The 16165-nt window shown below is 67.6% G+C and carries 14 protein-coding genes; 6 read left to right on the top strand and 8 right to left on the bottom strand.

The annotated features are described in order from the left end of the window. Positions 1-19 precede the first annotated feature (19 nt). Together ahpC and lysA are read right to left on the bottom strand one after the other, a co-directional pair. Positions 20-583 (bottom strand): alkyl hydroperoxide reductase subunit C, encoded by a 564-nt coding sequence (gene ahpC, locus ACQ4L4_RS28770; RefSeq protein WP_067283909.1) that lies wholly within the window; start codon positions 581-583, stop codon positions 20-22. 233 nt (positions 584-816) lie between these two features. After that, a complete protein-coding gene (gene lysA / locus ACQ4L4_RS28765; RefSeq protein ID WP_431102181.1) occupies positions 817-2079 on the bottom strand; it encodes a diaminopimelate decarboxylase in 1263 nt (420 codons plus the stop codon). Positions 2080-2204: 125 nt separating this feature from the next. On the opposite strand from lysA, the gene ACQ4L4_RS28760 reads away from it, so the two are divergent. Then, entirely contained in the window at positions 2205-3191 is a 987-nt protein-coding gene (locus ACQ4L4_RS28760; RefSeq protein WP_431102179.1) for a LysR family transcriptional regulator, read from the top strand. Between the two features lie 37 nt (positions 3192-3228). Here the strand turns inward: ACQ4L4_RS28760 and dxs are convergent, their stop codons facing one another. Genes dxs through ACQ4L4_RS28745 form a run of 3 tightly spaced genes read right to left on the bottom strand, consistent with a single transcriptional unit; the run spans position 3229 to position 6394 of the window. After that, complete coding sequence (gene dxs / locus ACQ4L4_RS28755; RefSeq protein WP_431102178.1) at positions 3229-5196, bottom strand: 1-deoxy-D-xylulose-5-phosphate synthase; 1968 nt, start codon at positions 5194-5196, stop codon at positions 3229-3231. A gap of 49 nt (positions 5197-5245) precedes the next feature. Beyond that, the gene (locus tag ACQ4L4_RS28750) at positions 5246-6133 is read right to left on the bottom strand and encodes a polyprenyl synthetase family protein (RefSeq protein ID WP_431102177.1); all 888 of its coding nucleotides are present in this window, start codon (positions 6131-6133) and stop codon (positions 5246-5248) included. Beyond that, positions 6134-6394: an exodeoxyribonuclease VII small subunit gene (locus tag ACQ4L4_RS28745; RefSeq protein WP_431102176.1), complete on the bottom strand. Its 261-nt coding sequence runs from the start codon at positions 6392-6394 to the stop codon at positions 6134-6136. Positions 6395-6689: 295 nt separating this feature from the next. Here ACQ4L4_RS28745 and ACQ4L4_RS28740 point away from each other — a divergent pair, with 295 nt between their 5' ends. The 4 genes from ACQ4L4_RS28740 to ACQ4L4_RS28725 all read left to right on the top strand — a co-directional run bounded on the left by ACQ4L4_RS28740 (position 6690) and on the right by ACQ4L4_RS28725 (position 10363). Then, entirely contained in the window at positions 6690-7808 is a 1119-nt protein-coding gene (locus ACQ4L4_RS28740) for an aromatic ring-hydroxylating oxygenase subunit alpha (protein WP_431102175.1), read from the top strand. A gap of 138 nt (positions 7809-7946) precedes the next feature. Next, complete coding sequence (locus ACQ4L4_RS28735) at positions 7947-8843, top strand: DMT family transporter (RefSeq protein WP_431102174.1); 897 nt, start codon at positions 7947-7949, stop codon at positions 8841-8843. A 6-nt stretch (positions 8844-8849) separates the two neighbouring features. Next, on the top strand, positions 8850-9776 hold the full coding sequence (locus ACQ4L4_RS28730) for a sulfurtransferase (protein ID WP_431102173.1): 927 nt from the start codon (positions 8850-8852) through the stop codon (positions 9774-9776). Positions 9777-9910: 134 nt separating this feature from the next. After that, on the top strand, positions 9911-10363 hold the full coding sequence (locus ACQ4L4_RS28725) for a universal stress protein (protein ID WP_377156870.1): 453 nt from the start codon (positions 9911-9913) through the stop codon (positions 10361-10363). 53 nt (positions 10364-10416) lie between these two features. On the opposite strand, the gene ACQ4L4_RS28720 is transcribed toward ACQ4L4_RS28725, so the two are convergent. Both ACQ4L4_RS28720 and ACQ4L4_RS28715 read right to left on the bottom strand, forming a co-directional pair. Further along, positions 10417-11193: a ZIP family metal transporter gene (locus tag ACQ4L4_RS28720; RefSeq protein ID WP_377156871.1), complete on the bottom strand. Its 777-nt coding sequence runs from the start codon at positions 11191-11193 to the stop codon at positions 10417-10419. Positions 11194-11281: 88 nt separating this feature from the next. After that, positions 11282-12127, bottom strand: coding sequence for a dienelactone hydrolase family protein (locus tag ACQ4L4_RS28715; RefSeq protein ID WP_431105038.1), 846 nt, complete (start codon positions 12125-12127; stop codon positions 11282-11284). A 225-nt stretch (positions 12128-12352) separates the two neighbouring features. Between ACQ4L4_RS28715 and ACQ4L4_RS28710 the strand changes: the two genes are divergently transcribed. After that, positions 12353-13867, top strand: coding sequence for an exopolyphosphatase (locus ACQ4L4_RS28710; RefSeq protein ID WP_431102171.1), 1515 nt, complete (start codon positions 12353-12355; stop codon positions 13865-13867). Positions 13868-14096: 229 nt separating this feature from the next. On the opposite strand, the gene ppk1 is transcribed toward ACQ4L4_RS28710, so the two are convergent. Then, positions 14097-16157, bottom strand: a complete 2061-nt coding sequence (gene ppk1 / locus ACQ4L4_RS28705) for a polyphosphate kinase 1 (protein ID WP_431102170.1) — start codon at positions 16155-16157, stop codon at positions 14097-14099. Positions 16158-16165: the final 8 nt, after the last annotated feature.

Raw genomic sequence — 16165 nt, 5'->3', positions numbered from 1 at the left:
CCCCGCCAGGGCGAGATCCTTAGATCTTGCCGACCAGGTCCAGCGACGGGGCGATGGTCTTGTCGCCTTCGTTCCACTTGGCCGGGCAGACCTGGCCCGGGTTCTTGGCGACGTACTGGGCAGCCTTCAGCTTGCGCAGCGTTTCCTTGACGTCGCGGGCGATCGCGTTGTCATGCACTTCCAGGGTCTTGATGACGCCGTCCGGATTGATCACGAAGGTGCCGCGCAGGGCCAGGCCTTCTTCCGGGATGTGCACGCCGAAGGCGTTCGTCAGCGCGTGCGTCGGGTCGCCGACCAGCGGGAACTTGGCCTTGCCGACGGCCGGCGAGGTTTCGTGCCACACCTTGTGCGAGAAGTGCGTGTCGGTCGTGACGATGTAGACCTCGGCGCCCAGCTTCTGGAACTCGCCGTAGTTGTCAGCCGCGTCTTCGACTTCCGTCGGGCAGTTGAAGGTGAAGGCGGCCGGCATGAAGATCAGCACGGACCACTTGCCCTTGAGCGACTCTTCAGTGACCTCGATGAACTTGCCGTTGTGGAACGCTTGGGCCTTGAAGGGTTGGACTTGGGTGTTGATCAGGGACATTGCTTCGTACTCGCTGTCAGGTTGATGGGATGGACGGAATGATAGGGGGCTGAGGCTATCGGCGGGTTTGAATTCCCCAATGCAGCCTATTGCCTATCCCTATTGAGTCAAACTATCAAAAATCGTTTGTGCGATAGCAAAAACTTCATGACTCCGTCACAACCCGCGTGAGCGCGGGCTGTTGCCTGATGTCTCCTGGTGCCGCGTCCGGTGCTTCTCCGCACCTGAAACGTTCACAGCGCCTCAAGCGCGAGCAGTTCCTCGACCGTCTGGCGGCGACGGATCAGGCGGTCCGAACCGCCGTCGACGAGCACCTCGGCGATCAGCGGCCGGCTGTTGTAGTTGCTGGACATGGAGGCGCCGTACGCACCCGTGTCGTGGATGACCAGCAAGTCGCCGACCTGCGCTTGTGGCAATTCCCGCGCCAGCACCACGCCCCCTTCCGCCTGCGTGAACACGTCGCCCGATTCGCAGAGCGGACCAGCGACCACGGTCTCGCGCGTCGGCCGACGCTGGCCGTCCGCGGGAATCAGGCTCATCGCATGGAAGCTGCCGTACATCGCCGGTCGCATCAGTTCATTGAAGCCGGCGTCGACCAGCAGGAAGTGCTGCCGTCCCTGGGCCTTGACCGCGCGAACCTCGGCGAGCAGCACGCCGGACTCCGCCACCAGATAGCGGCCCGGTTCGATCTCGAGTGCCAGGTCGTGGCCGATCACGCCCGCCGCTTCCTTGCGCGCGGCATCCCACAGGCTGAAGTAGTGGGCGGTGTCGATGGACTCGCCGCCCTCCTGGTAGGGGATCGACAGCCCACCGCCGGCCGAGAGCGCGTGCAGGTCCAGGCCCCGCGCCTTCACGATGCGGACCAGGTCGACCATCGCGCCGCTGACGCGCCCCAGGTGGTCGTAATCGACGCCCGAGCCGATGTGCATGTGCAACCCGATCAGCGTCAGCCCGCGGCGCGCGATGACCGCCAGCGCGTCCGTGAGCTGCTCATGCCAGATGCCGTGCTTGCTGTGCTCGCCGCCCGTGTTGGTCTTGTTGCTGTGGCCGTGGCCGAAGCCGGGGTTCAGCCGCAGCCACACCGGGTGACCGGGCGAGACCTCGCCGAGTTGCTCCAGCATGTCGATCGAGCCGGCGTTCACCGGGACGCGGTGTTCGACGACGGTCTTGAGCGTCTCGCGATCCAGCAGGTCGGCCGTGAACACGATGTCCGAGTGCACCGCGTCCGCACCCGTGCCGACGGTGAAGCCGGCGGCGAAGGCGCGCAGCAGCTCGCCGCGCGACACCGAATCGACCTTCACGCCCTGTTCCCGCATCAATCTGAGGATGTGGGTGTTGGAGCACGCCTTCTGGGCGAAGCGCACCGTGTCGAACCCGCCCAGCGCCGTGATGCGCTCGCGGATGATGGCGGCGTCGTACACCCACAGCGGGGTGCCGTATTTCGTGGCGAGCGCTTGCAACTGCTGTTCGCGGGCGGGGGTCAGGGCTTGCGGCATGTCAGGAATCCTTCAGACGGATGCAGATCGGAACTGCCGCAAGCATCCCTCCGGCCAGCCATTCAATCAAATGCTTTGTTTTGGCTGTCGGATTCACAATTGATATGCTCTGATATCCTTCCGCGATGTCCCTGCCGATCACGCACCGCCACATCGAAGTCTTTCGCGCCGTCATGACCGCCGGTAGCGTGACCGGCGCCGCGCAATTGCTGTTCACGTCTCAACCGACCGTCAGCCGGGAGCTGGCGCGGATGGAATCGCTGCTCGGCTACGCCCTGTTCGACCGCACCCCGGGGCGAGTGCGCCCGACCGCGCGGGCGCTGGCGCTGTTCGACGAAGTCCAGCGTGCCTACCAGGGCCTGGACCAGGTTGTCGCCCGCGCCCAGGCGCTGGGGCGCGCCGAAGATGAACGCCTGCGCGTCCTGACGCTGCCGGCGCTGGCGCACGCGCTGCTGCCGGACGCGAGCGCCGATTGGCTCGGCCGGCACCCCCAGGCGGAACTGACGCTGACACCGCAGGAGTCACCGCTGCTCGAGGAATGGATGGCGGCCCAGCGCTTCGACATCGGCCTGAGCGAGGTCTCCGTCGCCGTGCCCGGCACGCGCAGCGAGACGCTGGCTGAGCTCGACGAGGTGTGCGTGCTCCCCGCCGGCCATCGGCTGCTGGAACGGCAAGTCCTGACCCCACAGGACTTCGAGGGCGAGCGCTTCGTCAGCCTGTCCGTCGAGGATCCCTACCGCCGCCAGTTCGATGCGATCTTCGCAGCCGCCGGCGTGCGGCGGCGTCTGCAGATAGAGACGCACAGCGCGATCGCCGTTTGTTCACTGGTTCAGAAGAACCTGGGCATCGCGCTCGTGAATCCGCTGACGGCAAGGGCCTGCGCCGGCCCCGCCCTGCACCTGCGGCCGTTCTCGGTGTCGGTACCCTTCCGCATCCAGGCCTTGTGGCCGCTGCACCGCGCCACGCATGCGCTGACGCAGGATTTCATCGACGCGGTGAAACGTGCCCTCGCGCCTGCGATGGCCAGCCAAACCGCCAGCCAAGCCTCCAGAGGGCAGGGCCTGCCGGGCGCACCGCGCGCGCAGACCGCCGGAAAAGCAAAACGGCGCTGACCGCGAGGCCAGCGCCGTTCCATGAAGCGCGGGTGGCTCAGGCGGCCTTGATCGCCACCGGTGCCGGCGTCGCAGTCGCGGTCGACAGAAAACGCTCGCGGATGGAACGCTCGATGCCGGCGGCGTCCAGGCCGCACTGCGCCATGAGCTTGCCGGGCTCGCCGTGCTCGACATATTCGTCAGGCAGGCCCAGCTGCAGCACGGGCAGCGACAGACCTTCGGCCTGCAGCGCTTCCAGGACCGCGCTGCCGGCGCCGCCCATGACGCAACCGTCCTCGATGGTCACCAGCACATCGTGCGTGCGGGCCAGTTCCTTGACCAGATCGACGTCCAGCGGCTTCACGAAACGCATGTTGGCGACGCTCGCGTCGAGCGCCTCCGCCGCTTTCAGCGCCGGATGCAGCAGCGTGCCGAAGGCCAGGATCGCAATACGCGGCGCGTGCGCCGCGCCGCGACCGCCGGCCGCAGACTGCGACGAGGTCCGGCGCATCTCGCCCTTGCCCCAGGGCAGCGCGACCATTTCCTTCTTGATCTCCGCACCGATGCCCGCGCCGCGCGGATAGCGGACCGTCACCGGACCGTCGTGCAGGTGGCCGGTGTACAGGGCCTGGCGGCACTCGTTCTCATCCGACGGCGTGATCACGCTCATGTTCGGAATGCAACGCGTGAAGGCGATGTCGTAGTTACCGGCGTGGGTCGCGCCATCGGCGCCGACCAGGCCCGCGCGGTCCAGTGCGAACAGCACCGGCAGGTTTTGCAGCGCCACGTCGTGGACCATCTGGTCGTAGCCGCGCTGCAGGAAGGTCGAATAGATCGCCACCACCGGCCGCAGGCCTTCGCAGGCGAGGCCGCCGGCGAAGGTCACCGCGTGCTGCTCGGCGATGCCGACGTCGTAGTAGCGTGTCGGGAAGCGCTTGTGGAACTCGACCATGCCCGAGCCCTCGCGCATCGCCGGCGTGATGCCGACCAGCGTCGGATCGGCCTCGGCCATGTCGCAGAGCCAGTCGCCGAACACCGTCGTGAAGGTCTTCTTCGCCGGGGAGGTCGACGGCTTGATGCCTTCGGCCGGATTGAACGGCGTCGGGCCGTGGTACTTGACCGGGTCCGCTTCCGCCAGCTTGTAGCCCTGGCCCTTGCGCGTGACCAGGTGCAGGAACTGCGGGCCCTTCTTGTCGCGCAGGTTCTCCAGCGTGGGGATCAGCGCGTCCAGGTCATGCCCGTCGATCGGGCCGACGTAGTTGAAGCCGAATTCCTCGAAGATCGTCCCGGGCACGAACATGCCCTTGGTGTGCTCCTCGAAGCGGCGCGCGAACTCGTACAGCGGCGTGTGCTTCAGCACCGACTTCGCGCCCTCGCGCGCGGCGGCGTAGAACTTGCCGCTCATCAGCCGGGTGAAATACTTGTTCAGAGCACCGACCGGCGGGCTGATCGACATGTCGTTGTCGTTCAGGATCACCAGCACGTCGCCGAGCAGGCCGCCATGCGCGACGCCGGCGTTGTTCAGCGCCTCGAAGGCCATGCCGGCGGTCATCGCGCCGTCGCCGATGATCGCGACCACGCGGCGCGACTCGCCCTTGATCCGGGCCGCCATCGCCATGCCGTGCGCGGCGGAGATCGAGGTGCTCGAATGCGCGGTGCCGAAGGTGTCGTACTCGCTCTCGTCGCGGCGCGGGAAGCCGGAGATGCCGCCCTGCTGGCGCAGCGTCGCCATCGCGTCGCGGCGGCCGGTCAGGATCTTGTGCGGGTAGGTCTGGTGACCGACGTCCCACACCAGCCGGTCGCGCGGCGTGTCGTAGACATAGTGCAGCGCGACCGTCATCTCCACAGTGCCCAGGTTCGACGACAGATGGCCGCCAGTCTTGGACACGCTGTTGAGGATGTGCGCGCGGACCTCGTCCGCCAGTTGCGGGAGCTGACCGCGGGACAGCCGGCGCACGTCCGCGGGGCTCTCGATGGTGCCCAGCAGGGTCTGCGCGGCCGTCGCGTTCGGTGGGTTGTCGCTCATGGCGTCGCCTCTCCTTGTTGCCGGATCCTTGCGGGATCCGAGCAGGATCTCAGTTGTCGCGCTCCACCACCTTGTCAGCCAGCAGGCTGAGCCAGGCGGTGTCGGCCAGACCGCTGCCGGAGAGCGCCTGATGCGCCTCGTCCCGCAGGCGGAGCGCGTACGCGCGGGCGGGCTCGAGGCCCAGCACGCTGACGTAGGTCGGCTTGTTGTTGTCCTGATCCTTGCCGGCGGTCTTGCCGAGCACGTCGCTGTCCTGCGTCACGTCCAGGATGTCGTCGACGACCTGGAAGGCCAGGCCGATCGCCGCGCCGTAGCGGCTCAGCGACTCCCACGCGGCCGGCGTGATCTCACCGCACGCGGCGCCCATCAGGACGCTGGCCTGCAGCAGCACGCCGGTCTTGCGGCGGTGCATGTCTCGCAACTGGGCTTCGTCCAGCGGCTTGCCGATGCTGGCCAGGTCGATCGCCTGGCCGCCGGCCATGCCGTCGTAACCGCTGGCGCGCGCCAGCAGCCGGCACAGCCTGGCCTGCAACGCGGGGGCGACGCCCTCGTCCGGCGTCAGCACGTCGAAGGCCAGCGCCTGCATCGCGTCGCCGGCCAGCATGGCCTGCGCCTCGCCGTACTGCACATGCAGCGTGGGCTTGCCGCGGCGCAGGACGTCGTTGTCCATGCAGGGCATGTCGTCATGCGCCAGCGAATACGCGTGGATCAACTCCACCGCGCACGCCGCGCGCATCGCGGCCTCGCGCTGGCCGCCCGCGGCGTCGGCCGCGGCCAGCACCAGCAAGGGGCGCAAGCGCTTCCCGGCGCCGAGGACGGCATACCGCATCGCATCGCCGAGGCCGGCCGGCGCCGCTTCGGGCACCCAGGCCTCCAGCGCCTGCTCGACGTCCTCGAGCGACTGCTTTACCCAACGTTCGAAAATACCCGCATCCACTTATTCATCTCCCCAAGCCTGCGCACTCCCACCCTCAATGACCTGTACTTGTTGTTCGACGGCCTGAAGTCGCGCGCGGCAATATTTGAGCAAGGCGGCTCCCCGCTGGTAACTGGCCAGTAACTGGTCCAGCGGCAGTTGCCCGGCCTCCATGGCCTGCACCAGACGCTCCAACTCCTCGACCGCCAGCTCATAGCTGGCGGGCTCCTGCTCCTGGATCGCGGGCTGCGCCGTCTTGGCGCTGGCGGAAGGCTTGCTCATTTCAAAACGCGAAAAGACTGATTGTAAGCACCGCCACCACCCTGCCCGCCTTCCGACTGTCGGGGGATGTGAGCGTGCCGCCACAGGCGTCAGCGGGTGTTTCGGGCGCTGGGTGATGCCTGGCACCCGCTCGTTTCCCCTCCAGAGGCGGGCCGGGTACAATCACCGGTTCCTTTGCCCGCTGCTATGCCCTAAAAGGGCCGGCGGGCTTTTCATTCAGTCCCCATACCGGCCCGTCCAATCTGGGGGGCGGCCGTCACGGTTGACATTGGAGTCTTGGAGACCCTCTTGGATCATGTCCGACCTGAGCATCCCTCTCAGCGCGCTTGAACGCAGCACGGCCCCCAGCCACCTCCAGCTGCCCGTCACCTCCTACTTCGACGAGGACCTGTTCCGCCGCGAACAGGAACTGATCTTCCAGCATGGCCCCCGCTACCTCGGTCACGCGCTCGCCGTGCCCGAGGTCGGCGACTACTACGCCCTGCCGCAGGAAGGCGAAGGCCGCGCCATCGTGCGCAGCGCGCAAGGCCTGGAACTGATCTCCAACGTCTGCCGGCATCGCCAGGCGGTGATGCTGCGCGGCCGCGGCAACACGCGGAGCAACATCGTCTGCCCGTTGCACCGCTGGACCTACGACCTCAAGGGCGAACTGGTCGGCGCGCCGCACTTCAAGCAGGACCCTTGCCTGCACCTGAACCGCTACAAGCTGCGCGAGTGGAACGGCCTGCTGTTCGAGGACAACGGCCGCGACATCGCCGCCGACCTGGCGAAGCTGGGCCCGCGCGGTGCGCTGGACTTCAGCGGCTACCAGCTCGACAAGGTCCACGTCCACGAGTGCGACTACAACTGGAAGACCTTCATCGAGGTCTATCTGGAGGACTACCACGTCGGCCCGTTCCACCCGGGCCTGGGCCAGTTCGTCACCTGCGACGACCTGGCGTGGGAATTCGGCCGCGACTACTCGGTGCAGACGGTCGGCGTGAACAAGGCGCTGGCAAAGCCGGGCTCCGAGGTCTACGCCAAGTGGCACGACCAGGTGCTGGGTTTCTCGGGCGGCCAGTCCCCGGACCAGGGCGCCATCTGGCTGACCTACTACCCCAACATCATGGTGGAGTGGTACCCCAACGTGCTGGTGGTGTCGACGCTGTTCCCCAAGGGGCCGCAGAAGACGACCAACATCGTCGAGTTCTACTACCCCGAAGAAGTCGTGGCCTTCGAGCGCGACCTCATCGACGCGCAGCAGGCCGCCTACATGGAGACCTGCATCGAGGACGACGAGATCGCGCTGCGCATGGACGCCGGGCGCAAGGCGCTGATGGAACGCGGCGACAACGAGGTCGGCCCCTACCAGACCCCGATGGAAGACGGCATGAAACACTTCCACGAGTGGTACCGCGGACTGATGAAGCGCTGACGCCGTGTCGACGGCGCGCTGACGCCCCACCCCCTTCGCATCGATCCAGGTGCGCACAACGCCCCGCTCTTGCGGGGCGTTCGTTTTTGCGGCTCCGCGCAACAGGCCGGACCGACCTTCGGCGCGAGAATCGGCGGCATGTCTGCACCCCTTCTGATGGTGTTGGCGACACTGCTGTTCGCCACCATGGGTGTCTGCGTCAAGTTGGCTTCGGCCTACTACGGCGCGGGCGAGATCGTCATGTACCGCGGCCTCGTCGGCACGCTGTTCCTGTTCGCGCTGTCGCGGGCGAAGGGGCTGTCGCTGAAGACCAGCGTACCGGCGATGCACTTCTGGCGCAGCCTGTCGGGCGTGATCGCGCTGTCGCTCTGGTTCTTCGCGATCAGCAAGCTGCCGCTCGCCACGGCGATGACGCTGAACTACATGTCCTCGGTGTGGATGGCGCTGTTCCTGATCGGCGGCGCAGTGCTGATGGGCGCGGCCAAGGTCGATCCGCGGCTGATCATCACCGTGCTGCTGGGCTTCGTCGGCGTCGGGCTGGTGCTGCAGCCGGCGATGGAGGATCAGCAGGTCTGGCACGGCCTGGCCGGGCTGGCCTCGGGGATGCTGTCGGCGATGGCCTACCTGCAGGTGACCTCGCTGGGTCGCGCGGGGGAGCCGGAATTCCGCATCGTCTTCTACTTCTCGATGGGTGGCGTGGTCGCCGGCGCGCTGACGACGATCGTGTCGCACGGCGGCTGGCACACCCACACCTGGACCGGCGCGGCGCTGCTGCTGGCCGTCGGCGTGCTGGCCACCGCCGCCCAACTGCTGATGACCCGCGCCTACGGCACCGGCAAGCCGCTGGTGAACGCGTCGCTGCAGTACCTGGGCATCGTGTTCTCGGCGTTGTATGGTGTGCTGATCTTCGGTGACCTGCTGGGCCTGCTCTCGTGGATCGGCATCCTGCTGATCGTCGTCGCGGGCCTGGGGGCGACGCTGCTGCGCGCCCGGAACACGCCGAAGGACGCCCAGCACTCGGTCCAGGAATCTTGAACGGCCATGACGACTCCAGCGACGCACCCGGTTTCTCCCTCGACGTCCCCCGGGACCGCCCCCGCCGGAGCGGGTCTTGACGGCCTGATCACGGTCGAGCAGTTGCAGGCGCTGATGAACTCGTCGACGCCGCCGCTGATCGTCGATGTCCGCTTCGACCTGGCCGACACCGCGGCGGGCGAGCGCGCCTACGCGGCCGGCCATGTCCCCGGCGCGTTCTATCTGCACCTGGACCGCGACCTCAGCGGTCCGAAGCAGGACGCCTTCGGCGCCTTCCGCGGGCGACACCCGTTGCCCGAGCGCGAGGCCTTCGCCGCGCGTTTGCGGGATCTCGGCATGACACCGGGCCGGCAACTGGTCGCCTACGACGCCGCCGACGGCATGTACGCGGCACGCGTGTGGTGGATGCTGCGCTGGCTCGGCCATGCGCAGGTGGCCGTGCTGGACGGTGGATTCGCCGCCTGGCAGCAGGCCGGCGCCATGGTGTCGACGGACGTCCCCACCGCCGCACCGGCCGCTTCCGCCTCCTTCGAACCGCGCGCGCCACTCGAGACGCCGTGGTCCGCGCAGGAACTGCTCGCCGGCCTCGGCCGGGTCCGCCTGATCGACGCCCGTGCGGGCGAACGCTTCCGGGGCGAAGTCGAGCCTCTGGACACCCAGGCCGGTCACATCCCGGGCGCGACCAACCGGTTCTTCAAGTCCAACCTGACGCCGGAGGGCCGATTCAAGCCCGCCGCCCAGTTGCGCGAAGAATTCAGCGCGCTGCTCGGCCCGCATGGCGCGGACGGGACGGTGCACCAATGCGGATCGGGGGTCACCGCCTGCCACAACCTACTGGCGATGCACCATGCCGGACTCCCGGGCAGCCGGCTCTACCCCGGCTCCTGGAGCGAATGGAGCGCGAACCCGCGCTTCCCGCTGGCAAAGGGCTGACGCGGTCCCTTATTGACAATGCGCATGGCGCGAGCACCATGGGAAGGTCAGACTGCGAAGGCAAGCCCTGACCCCGCCTGTGGTGGGGGTCGGGTCCACTCAGCCCTACCCCGTTCGCTCGAAGGAGGCTCGCCATGTTCCAGCGCATCCTGATTCCCACCGACGGTTCCGACATCACCGCCAAGGCGATCGACACCGCCATCAAGCTGGCAAAGTTCCACGACGCCCGGCTGTTCGCCATCAGCGTCAAGGAGCCCTTCCCCTACAGCGCCGTGTCGGAAATGCAGCCGACGCCGCCGCAGGAGTTCTTCGACGCCCAGGAGCGCATCGCGCAGGAGCGCCTGGCGCAGGTGCTTGCACTGGCGCAGGCGCAGGGCCTGGAGATCGAGGCCCACAGCGTGGAGGCGCTCCACCCCTGGGAAGCCATCATCGAGCACGCCAAGCGCGTCAACGCCGACCTGCTGGTGATGGCCACGCACGGCCGGCGCGGGCTGCAGGCCCTGTTGCTCGGCAGCGAGACGCAGAAGGTGCTGACGCACTGCGCCTTCCCGGTGCTGGTGGTGCACGGCGAAGGCGCGCCGCAGTGATGACCCGTCCGTGGCCTTGACTGGAGCGCCCTCCCGGGCGCCTCCGGCCGGCTTCAGTGGGCGTGTTTTCCGCCCACGACGATCAGCACGAACACGATGCCCACGCCCAGCCACAGCAGCTGCAAGGCGGTGTCCTTCCAGGGCAGCCGACGCTGCAGTTGCGGGATCAGGTCGGCGACCGAGACATAGACGAAGCTGCTCGAAGCGGCCACCAGCAGGTAGGGGAACAGCTGCTGCCAGGGCCCCACGACGTAGTAGCCGACCAGTCCGCCGACCACCGCCGCCATCCCCGACACGGCGTTGAAGAACAAGGCCTTCTTGCGTGTGAAGCCCGCGTTCAGCAGCACGATGTAGTCGCCGACTTCCTGCGGAATCTCGTGGGCCACGATCGCCATCGCGGTGACCCAGCCCAGGTGGTGGTCCGCCAGGAAGGCGGCGGCGATGATGATCCCGTCGCAGAAGTTGTGGATCGAGTCCCCCACCAGCACCGACAACCCACCCCGGCCCGCCTGCTCCTGGTCGAAATGGTGATGGTGGTGGTGCCCGTCTCCCTCATGGTGGTGGGTGTGACGGTACAGCTCGGCCTTCTCCAGCAGGAAGAAGAACATCAGCCCGCCCAGCAGCGCCAGGAACAGGTTGTGCGGATCCGCCCCGCTCTCGAATGCCTCCGGCAGCACGTGCAGCAGCGCGGTCGACAGCAGCACGCCGGTGGACAGACTCACCAGATGCTTGACGATGCGGCTCAGCAGGCCGACCGTCAGCATCGCCGCGATCGTCACGGAGGCAAGACCGCCGGCGAAAGTCACCAGCAGGATGTAGGTCAGGGTCATGGATAAAAAAGGCGCACCACTGGGGGTGCGCCGGTTGGGGTTCTGAAAATTGTCTCAGACTCGTCAAGCCCCCTGCTTCGGAGGACGTTCAAACCCCGTGCTGCTTGAACCAGGCTTGGCAACGTGCCCAGCTGTCCTTGGCGGCCTCGGGCTTGTAGGTGGGACGGTAATCGGCGTGGAAGGCGTGGTCAGTGTCCGGGTAGACGACGAACTGGCTGGCCTTGGCCGCGGCACTGCCCTCTCGCTTGATCGCCTCCTGCATCGCGGCGACCGTCGACACCGAAATCCCGTAGTCCTTCGCGGCGAACAGGCCCAGCACCGGGGCGTTCAACTGTCCCACCAGATCGATCGGATGCTTCGGCGTCATTGCATTCTTCTCGCCCTGCACCCAACCGTACCAGGCCACGCCGGCCTTCACCGCCTTGCTGTGCGCCGAGTACAGCCACACGATCCGGCCGCCCCAGCAGAAACCGGTGATCGCCAGCTTCGAGGTATCGCCGCCCTGCTGCTTCGCCCAGGCGATTGTCGCGTCCAGGTCGTTCATGACCTGCGCGTCGGGCACGTGCCGGATGACCTCGCGCCACACCGTGGCGATGTCCGAATACGCCTTCGCATCGCCCTGCCGCGCGAACAGGTCGGGCGCGATCGCCAGATAGCCCAGCTTCGCGAAGCGGCGCGCGACGTCGGCGATGTGCTCGTGCACGCCGAAAATCTCGCTGATCACCAGCACGACATGCGCGTTCTTCTTGCCCGCCGGCTGGGCGACGTACGCCGGCATCTTGAAGTCGCCGACGGGGATAGCCACCGGACCCGCATCCAGGCCTTGCGTGTCCGTGGTGATCGTCTGCGCGGACACCGGCAGCACCGCGGCCGCGAAACCGCTGCCCACCGCCGTGCCGACGAAGGCCCGCCGGCTGAAGGTCCGGCCCGGCATCAGCGTGTCGATGTCATCGCGGATCGCGTCGGCCTCTTCAGGGGACAGGCCGGCGGCGCCTTCGGCGCGTGAATCGGAATTCGTCATCTACGGCTCCTCGGTTGGGATGCGTTGTCGACGGAACGCCGGATGCTAGCGCGGGTGCCGTGCGACAGCACGATGAACCGCAGGATGAAAGCACTTCGTTCCCGGAGACGACCCCAAACACCCCGACAATCGGCCCCCATGACGCAAGCGCAAGTTCCCCTGATCCTGGCCGCCATCGACATGGGCTCCAACAGCTTCCGTCTGGAACTCGCCCAGTTGCAGCACGGGCAGTACCGCCGGCTGGACTACCTGAAGGAAACGGTGCGCCTGGGCGCGGGTCTGGATGCGATGAGCATGCTGACCGAGGAAGCGACCGAGCGCGGCCTCGCCTGCCTGCGCCGCTTCGCGGAACGCCTGTCGGGCCTGCCCGGCCGGCAGGTACGTGCGGTCGCCACGCAGACGCTGCGCGAGGCGCGCAATCGCAACGCCTTCCTCGCGCGGGCGCAGGAGGTGCTGGGCCACCCGATCGAGGTGATCTCCGGCCGCGAGGAGGCCCGTCTCATCTACGCCGGCGTCGCCCGGCTGCAGACGGCCGAGGACCCGCGCCTGGTCATCGACATCGGCGGCCGCTCGACCGAGATGATCCTCGGCCGCGGCCCGCAGCCGGTGAGCACGGAATCCTTCCAGATCGGCAGCGTCAGCCTGTCGATGCGCTTCTTCCCCGAGGGCCGCTTCACGGCCGAAGCCTTCCGCGCCGCGCAGGTCGCCGCGGGCGCGGAGCTCGAGGAAGCCATCACCCAGTTCTCGCGCCAGTCGGCGCAACCGCGCTGGAAGCAGGCGCTGGGGTCGTCCGGCACGGTCGGCGCCGTCGCGCAGATCCTGGCCGCCAACGGCGTCAGCCCCGACGGCTCCATCACACTCGACGGTCTGCGCTGGTGCATCGAGCAGTGTCTGGTCGCCGGCCGCGTCGATGCGCTCAAGCTCGCCGGTCTGAAGGAAGACCGCCGCGCCGTCGTCGGCGGCGGCCTGTGCATCCTGTACACGCTGCTCACCCACTTCGACATCGACCGCCTGCATCCCGCCAAGGGCGCGCTCCGTCAGGGCGTCATCTTCGATCTCGCGGAACGTCTCGATCCGCGTCTGCTCGCCGCCGGCCGCGACATGCGCGAACAGTCCGTCGCCGAGCTGCAGCGCCGCTTCGCCGTCGACCGCGAACAGGCCGGCCGCGTGCAGTCGCTGGCGCAGCGTCTGCACGCGCAGCTGTCCCCCAAGGCCGAGGAAGAACATCGTCGCGAGCTCTCGTGGGCCGCCGCGCTTCACGAGATCGGCATGATGGTCTCCCATCACGACCACCATCGGCACAGCGCCTATCTGCTGTCGCATGTCGACGCGCCAGGCTTCTCGCAGAACCAGCTGCGGCGCCTCGGCGACCTCGCGCTCGGGCAGCGCGGTGGCTTGCGCAAGCTGGAGGAGCAGTTGCAGGAAGAACCGATGGTCTGGCAGTTGCTCGCGCTCCGGCTCGCCGCCATCAAGTGCCACGCGCGCAGCAACGTCGATCCGGCCGATATCAAGATCCGCCGCGATGGCATGGGCGTCACCATCGAGATGCGCAAGGGCTGGGCCGATACACATCCCCGCGCTCACTTCCTGCTCCGGGAGGAGCTGGAAGCGTGGGCCAAGGTCGGGAAGGTCCAGTTGGCGCTGGAAGCCTGACGTCACCGGGCGTCACCGGGCGCGACAGGCATGGCCTGGGCCGGCGCCGGGCGTCGAGCAGGCGCCAACTCGCTTTGCTCACCTGCGGTTCGCGCCGCTCAGACAGACGGCGCCCAAGTCAGTTTTTTGGAGCTCGACTTCGTCGCCGGCCCAGGCCATGCCCGTCCAGCGGGAACGAGGACTTCGTCTGGGGTCAGCTTCGTTTGGGGGCAGCGTCGTCTGGGGGCAGTCAGAGCTCTTCGCGGTAGAGGCGCATCAGCGCCTGTTGCGCACAGACGCTGTTCGGGTTGCCCTCGGTGCCGATGCGTTGTGACGTGCCGTCGGGGCCCAGTTGCCAGGCGTCGAGGGTGTCGTACAGGTAGGGCGTCAGGCCTTCGTCGATCACGCGCTGGCGCAGCTTCGCGTCCGTGATCGGCCACGCCACCTCGATCCGTCTCAGCATGTTGCGCGCCATCCAGTCGGCACTCGACAGGTACAGCGCCTCCTGCTCGTCCTTGCCCCATCGGAAATAGAAGATCCGCGAGTGCTCCAGGAAACGCCCCACCACCGAGCGCACCAGGATGTTGTCCGTCTCGCCCGGCAGGCCCGGCGGCAGCATGCAGGCACCCCGCACGATCAGGTCGATCTTCGCGCCAGCCTTGCCCGCACGGATCAGGCCATTGATCAGTTCGGCATCGGTCAGCGCGTTGATCTTCAGGACCACCCGCGCAGTCTCGCCGCGCCGGGCCGCTTCCTCGACCTGCGTCAGGAGCTCGCACATCGTGCGGTGCAGGTTGAATGGCGCCAGCAGCAGCTTCTTCGGCGCCTTGAACTTCGACAAGGACGCCAGCTGGCTGAAGACCAGGTCCATGTCGGCCGTGATCTCCGGGTCGGCCGTCAGATACCCGAGGTCGGTGTAGAAGCGCGCCGTCTTCGGGTTGTAGTTGCCGGTCGACAGATGCCCGTAGCGGCGCAGCTTGCCGCCCTCGCGGCGCGTGATCAGCATCAGCTTCGCATGCGTCTTCAGGCCGACGATGCCGTACACCACCTGCGCGCCGACCGCCTCCAGCCGCTCCGCCCAGTTGATGTTGGCCTCCTCGTCGAAGCGCGCCTTCAGCTCCACGACCGCCAGCACTTCCTTGCCGCGGCGTGCCGCCTCGATCAGCAGGTCCGCCAGCACCGACTGGCTGCCGGTCCGGTAGATCGTCTGCTTGATCGCCAGCACGTCCGGATCCTCGACCGCCTCTCGCAGCAGTTGCACCACCGGATCGAAACTCTCGAACGGGTGATGCAGCATCACGTCGCCCTTTGTCCGCAGCTTGTCGAAGATCGACTTGCCGCGCGGCAGCCGGCCCTTGGGCCAGCTCGGCTCGTAGGGCTGGAAGCGCAGGTCCTCGGCGTCGGTCTGGTCGATCAGCTCGTTCAGGCGCACGAGGTTGACCGGTCCGTTGACCCGATACAGCGCCGCTTCCGGCAGATCGAACTGCTCGAGCAGGAAACGCGACAGTTCCTCGGGGCAGGTGTTGACCACCTCCAGCCGCACGGCGCGCCCGAAGTGCCGCGTCGTCAGGCCGGAGCGCAGCGCGTGGCGCAGGTTGGCGATCTCTTCCTCGTCGACCTCCAGGTCGGAGTCACGCGTGACGCGGAACTGCGAGAACGCCTCGACATGCCGGCCCGGGAACAGCTCTTCCAGATGCGCGCGGATGACGCTGGTCAGCAGCACGAAGCTCTGCTTGCCGCCGCTGATGGCCGGCGGGACCTTGATCACGCGCGGCAGCACGCGCGGCACCTTGACGATGGCGATGCGGTTGTCGCGCCCCAGCGCGTCCTTGCCCGACAGCCGGGCGATGAAGTGCAGCGACTTGTTGCCGACCTGCGGGAACGGATGCGCCGGGTCCAGGCCCACCGGGACCAGCAGCGGACGCACCTCGCGCTCGAAGAACTTGGCGACCCACGCGCGGATCTCGTCCGTGCGGTCGGCGTGGTTCAGGATCTGGATGTTGTGCTCGCGCAGCGCGGGCATGACCTGGTCGTTGAAGATCCCGTACTGCTCGTCGATCAGGTCGTGGGCGGCGCGGCCGACACGCTCAACGTCGCGCGGCGTCACCAGCCCGCTGCCGTCGCGCTGCACGTCCAGCATGTCGGCGAAGCGCACCTCGAAGAACTCGTCGAGGTTGCTGGACACGATGCAGATGTAGCGCAGCCGCTCCAGCAGCGGCACGTCGACGCGCTGGGCCTGGGCCAGGACGCGCCGGTTGAACTCGAGGATCGCGTTTTCGCGGTTGAGCAGCGGAACGTCAGGCAAAGTCATGGACTGAT

Origin of the sequence: Roseateles noduli, from assembly GCF_050626985.1 — a bacterium.
GTDB lineage: Bacteria > Pseudomonadota > Gammaproteobacteria > Burkholderiales > Burkholderiaceae_C > Roseateles > Roseateles noduli_A.
Note: the sequence above shows the minus strand (reverse complement) of the source record. Positions and strands in the feature narration are given on the sequence as shown.

What these genes read in the sequence shown, in the direction of transcription:
- ahpC (WP_067283909.1), bottom strand. Translation starts at nt 583, where the DNA reads ATGTCCCTGATCAACACCCAAGTCCAACCCTTCAAGGCCCAAGCGTTC.
- lysA (WP_431102181.1), bottom strand. Translation starts at nt 2,079, where the DNA reads ATGCCGCAAGCCCTGACCCCCGCCCGCGAACAGCAGTTGCAAGCGCTC.
- ACQ4L4_RS28760 (WP_431102179.1), top strand. Translation starts at nt 2,205, where the DNA reads ATGTCCCTGCCGATCACGCACCGCCACATCGAAGTCTTTCGCGCCGTC.
- dxs (WP_431102178.1), bottom strand. Translation starts at nt 5,196, where the DNA reads ATGAGCGACAACCCACCGAACGCGACGGCCGCGCAGACCCTGCTGGGC.
- ACQ4L4_RS28745 (WP_431102176.1), bottom strand. Translation starts at nt 6,394, where the DNA reads ATGAGCAAGCCTTCCGCCAGCGCCAAGACGGCGCAGCCCGCGATCCAG.
- ACQ4L4_RS28740 (WP_431102175.1), top strand. Translation starts at nt 6,690, where the DNA reads ATGTCCGACCTGAGCATCCCTCTCAGCGCGCTTGAACGCAGCACGGCC.
- ACQ4L4_RS28735 (WP_431102174.1), top strand. Translation starts at nt 7,947, where the DNA reads ATGTCTGCACCCCTTCTGATGGTGTTGGCGACACTGCTGTTCGCCACC.
- ACQ4L4_RS28730 (WP_431102173.1), top strand. Translation starts at nt 8,850, where the DNA reads ATGACGACTCCAGCGACGCACCCGGTTTCTCCCTCGACGTCCCCCGGG.
- ACQ4L4_RS28725 (WP_377156870.1), top strand. Translation starts at nt 9,911, where the DNA reads ATGTTCCAGCGCATCCTGATTCCCACCGACGGTTCCGACATCACCGCC.
- ACQ4L4_RS28720 (WP_377156871.1), bottom strand. Translation starts at nt 11,193, where the DNA reads ATGACCCTGACCTACATCCTGCTGGTGACTTTCGCCGGCGGTCTTGCC.
- ACQ4L4_RS28715 (WP_431105038.1), bottom strand. Translation starts at nt 12,127, where the DNA reads ATGCCGGGCCGGACCTTCAGCCGGCGGGCCTTCGTCGGCACGGCGGTG.
- ACQ4L4_RS28710 (WP_431102171.1), top strand. Translation starts at nt 12,353, where the DNA reads ATGACGCAAGCGCAAGTTCCCCTGATCCTGGCCGCCATCGACATGGGC.
- ppk1 (WP_431102170.1), bottom strand. Translation starts at nt 16,157, where the DNA reads ATGACTTTGCCTGACGTTCCGCTGCTCAACCGCGAAAACGCGATCCTC.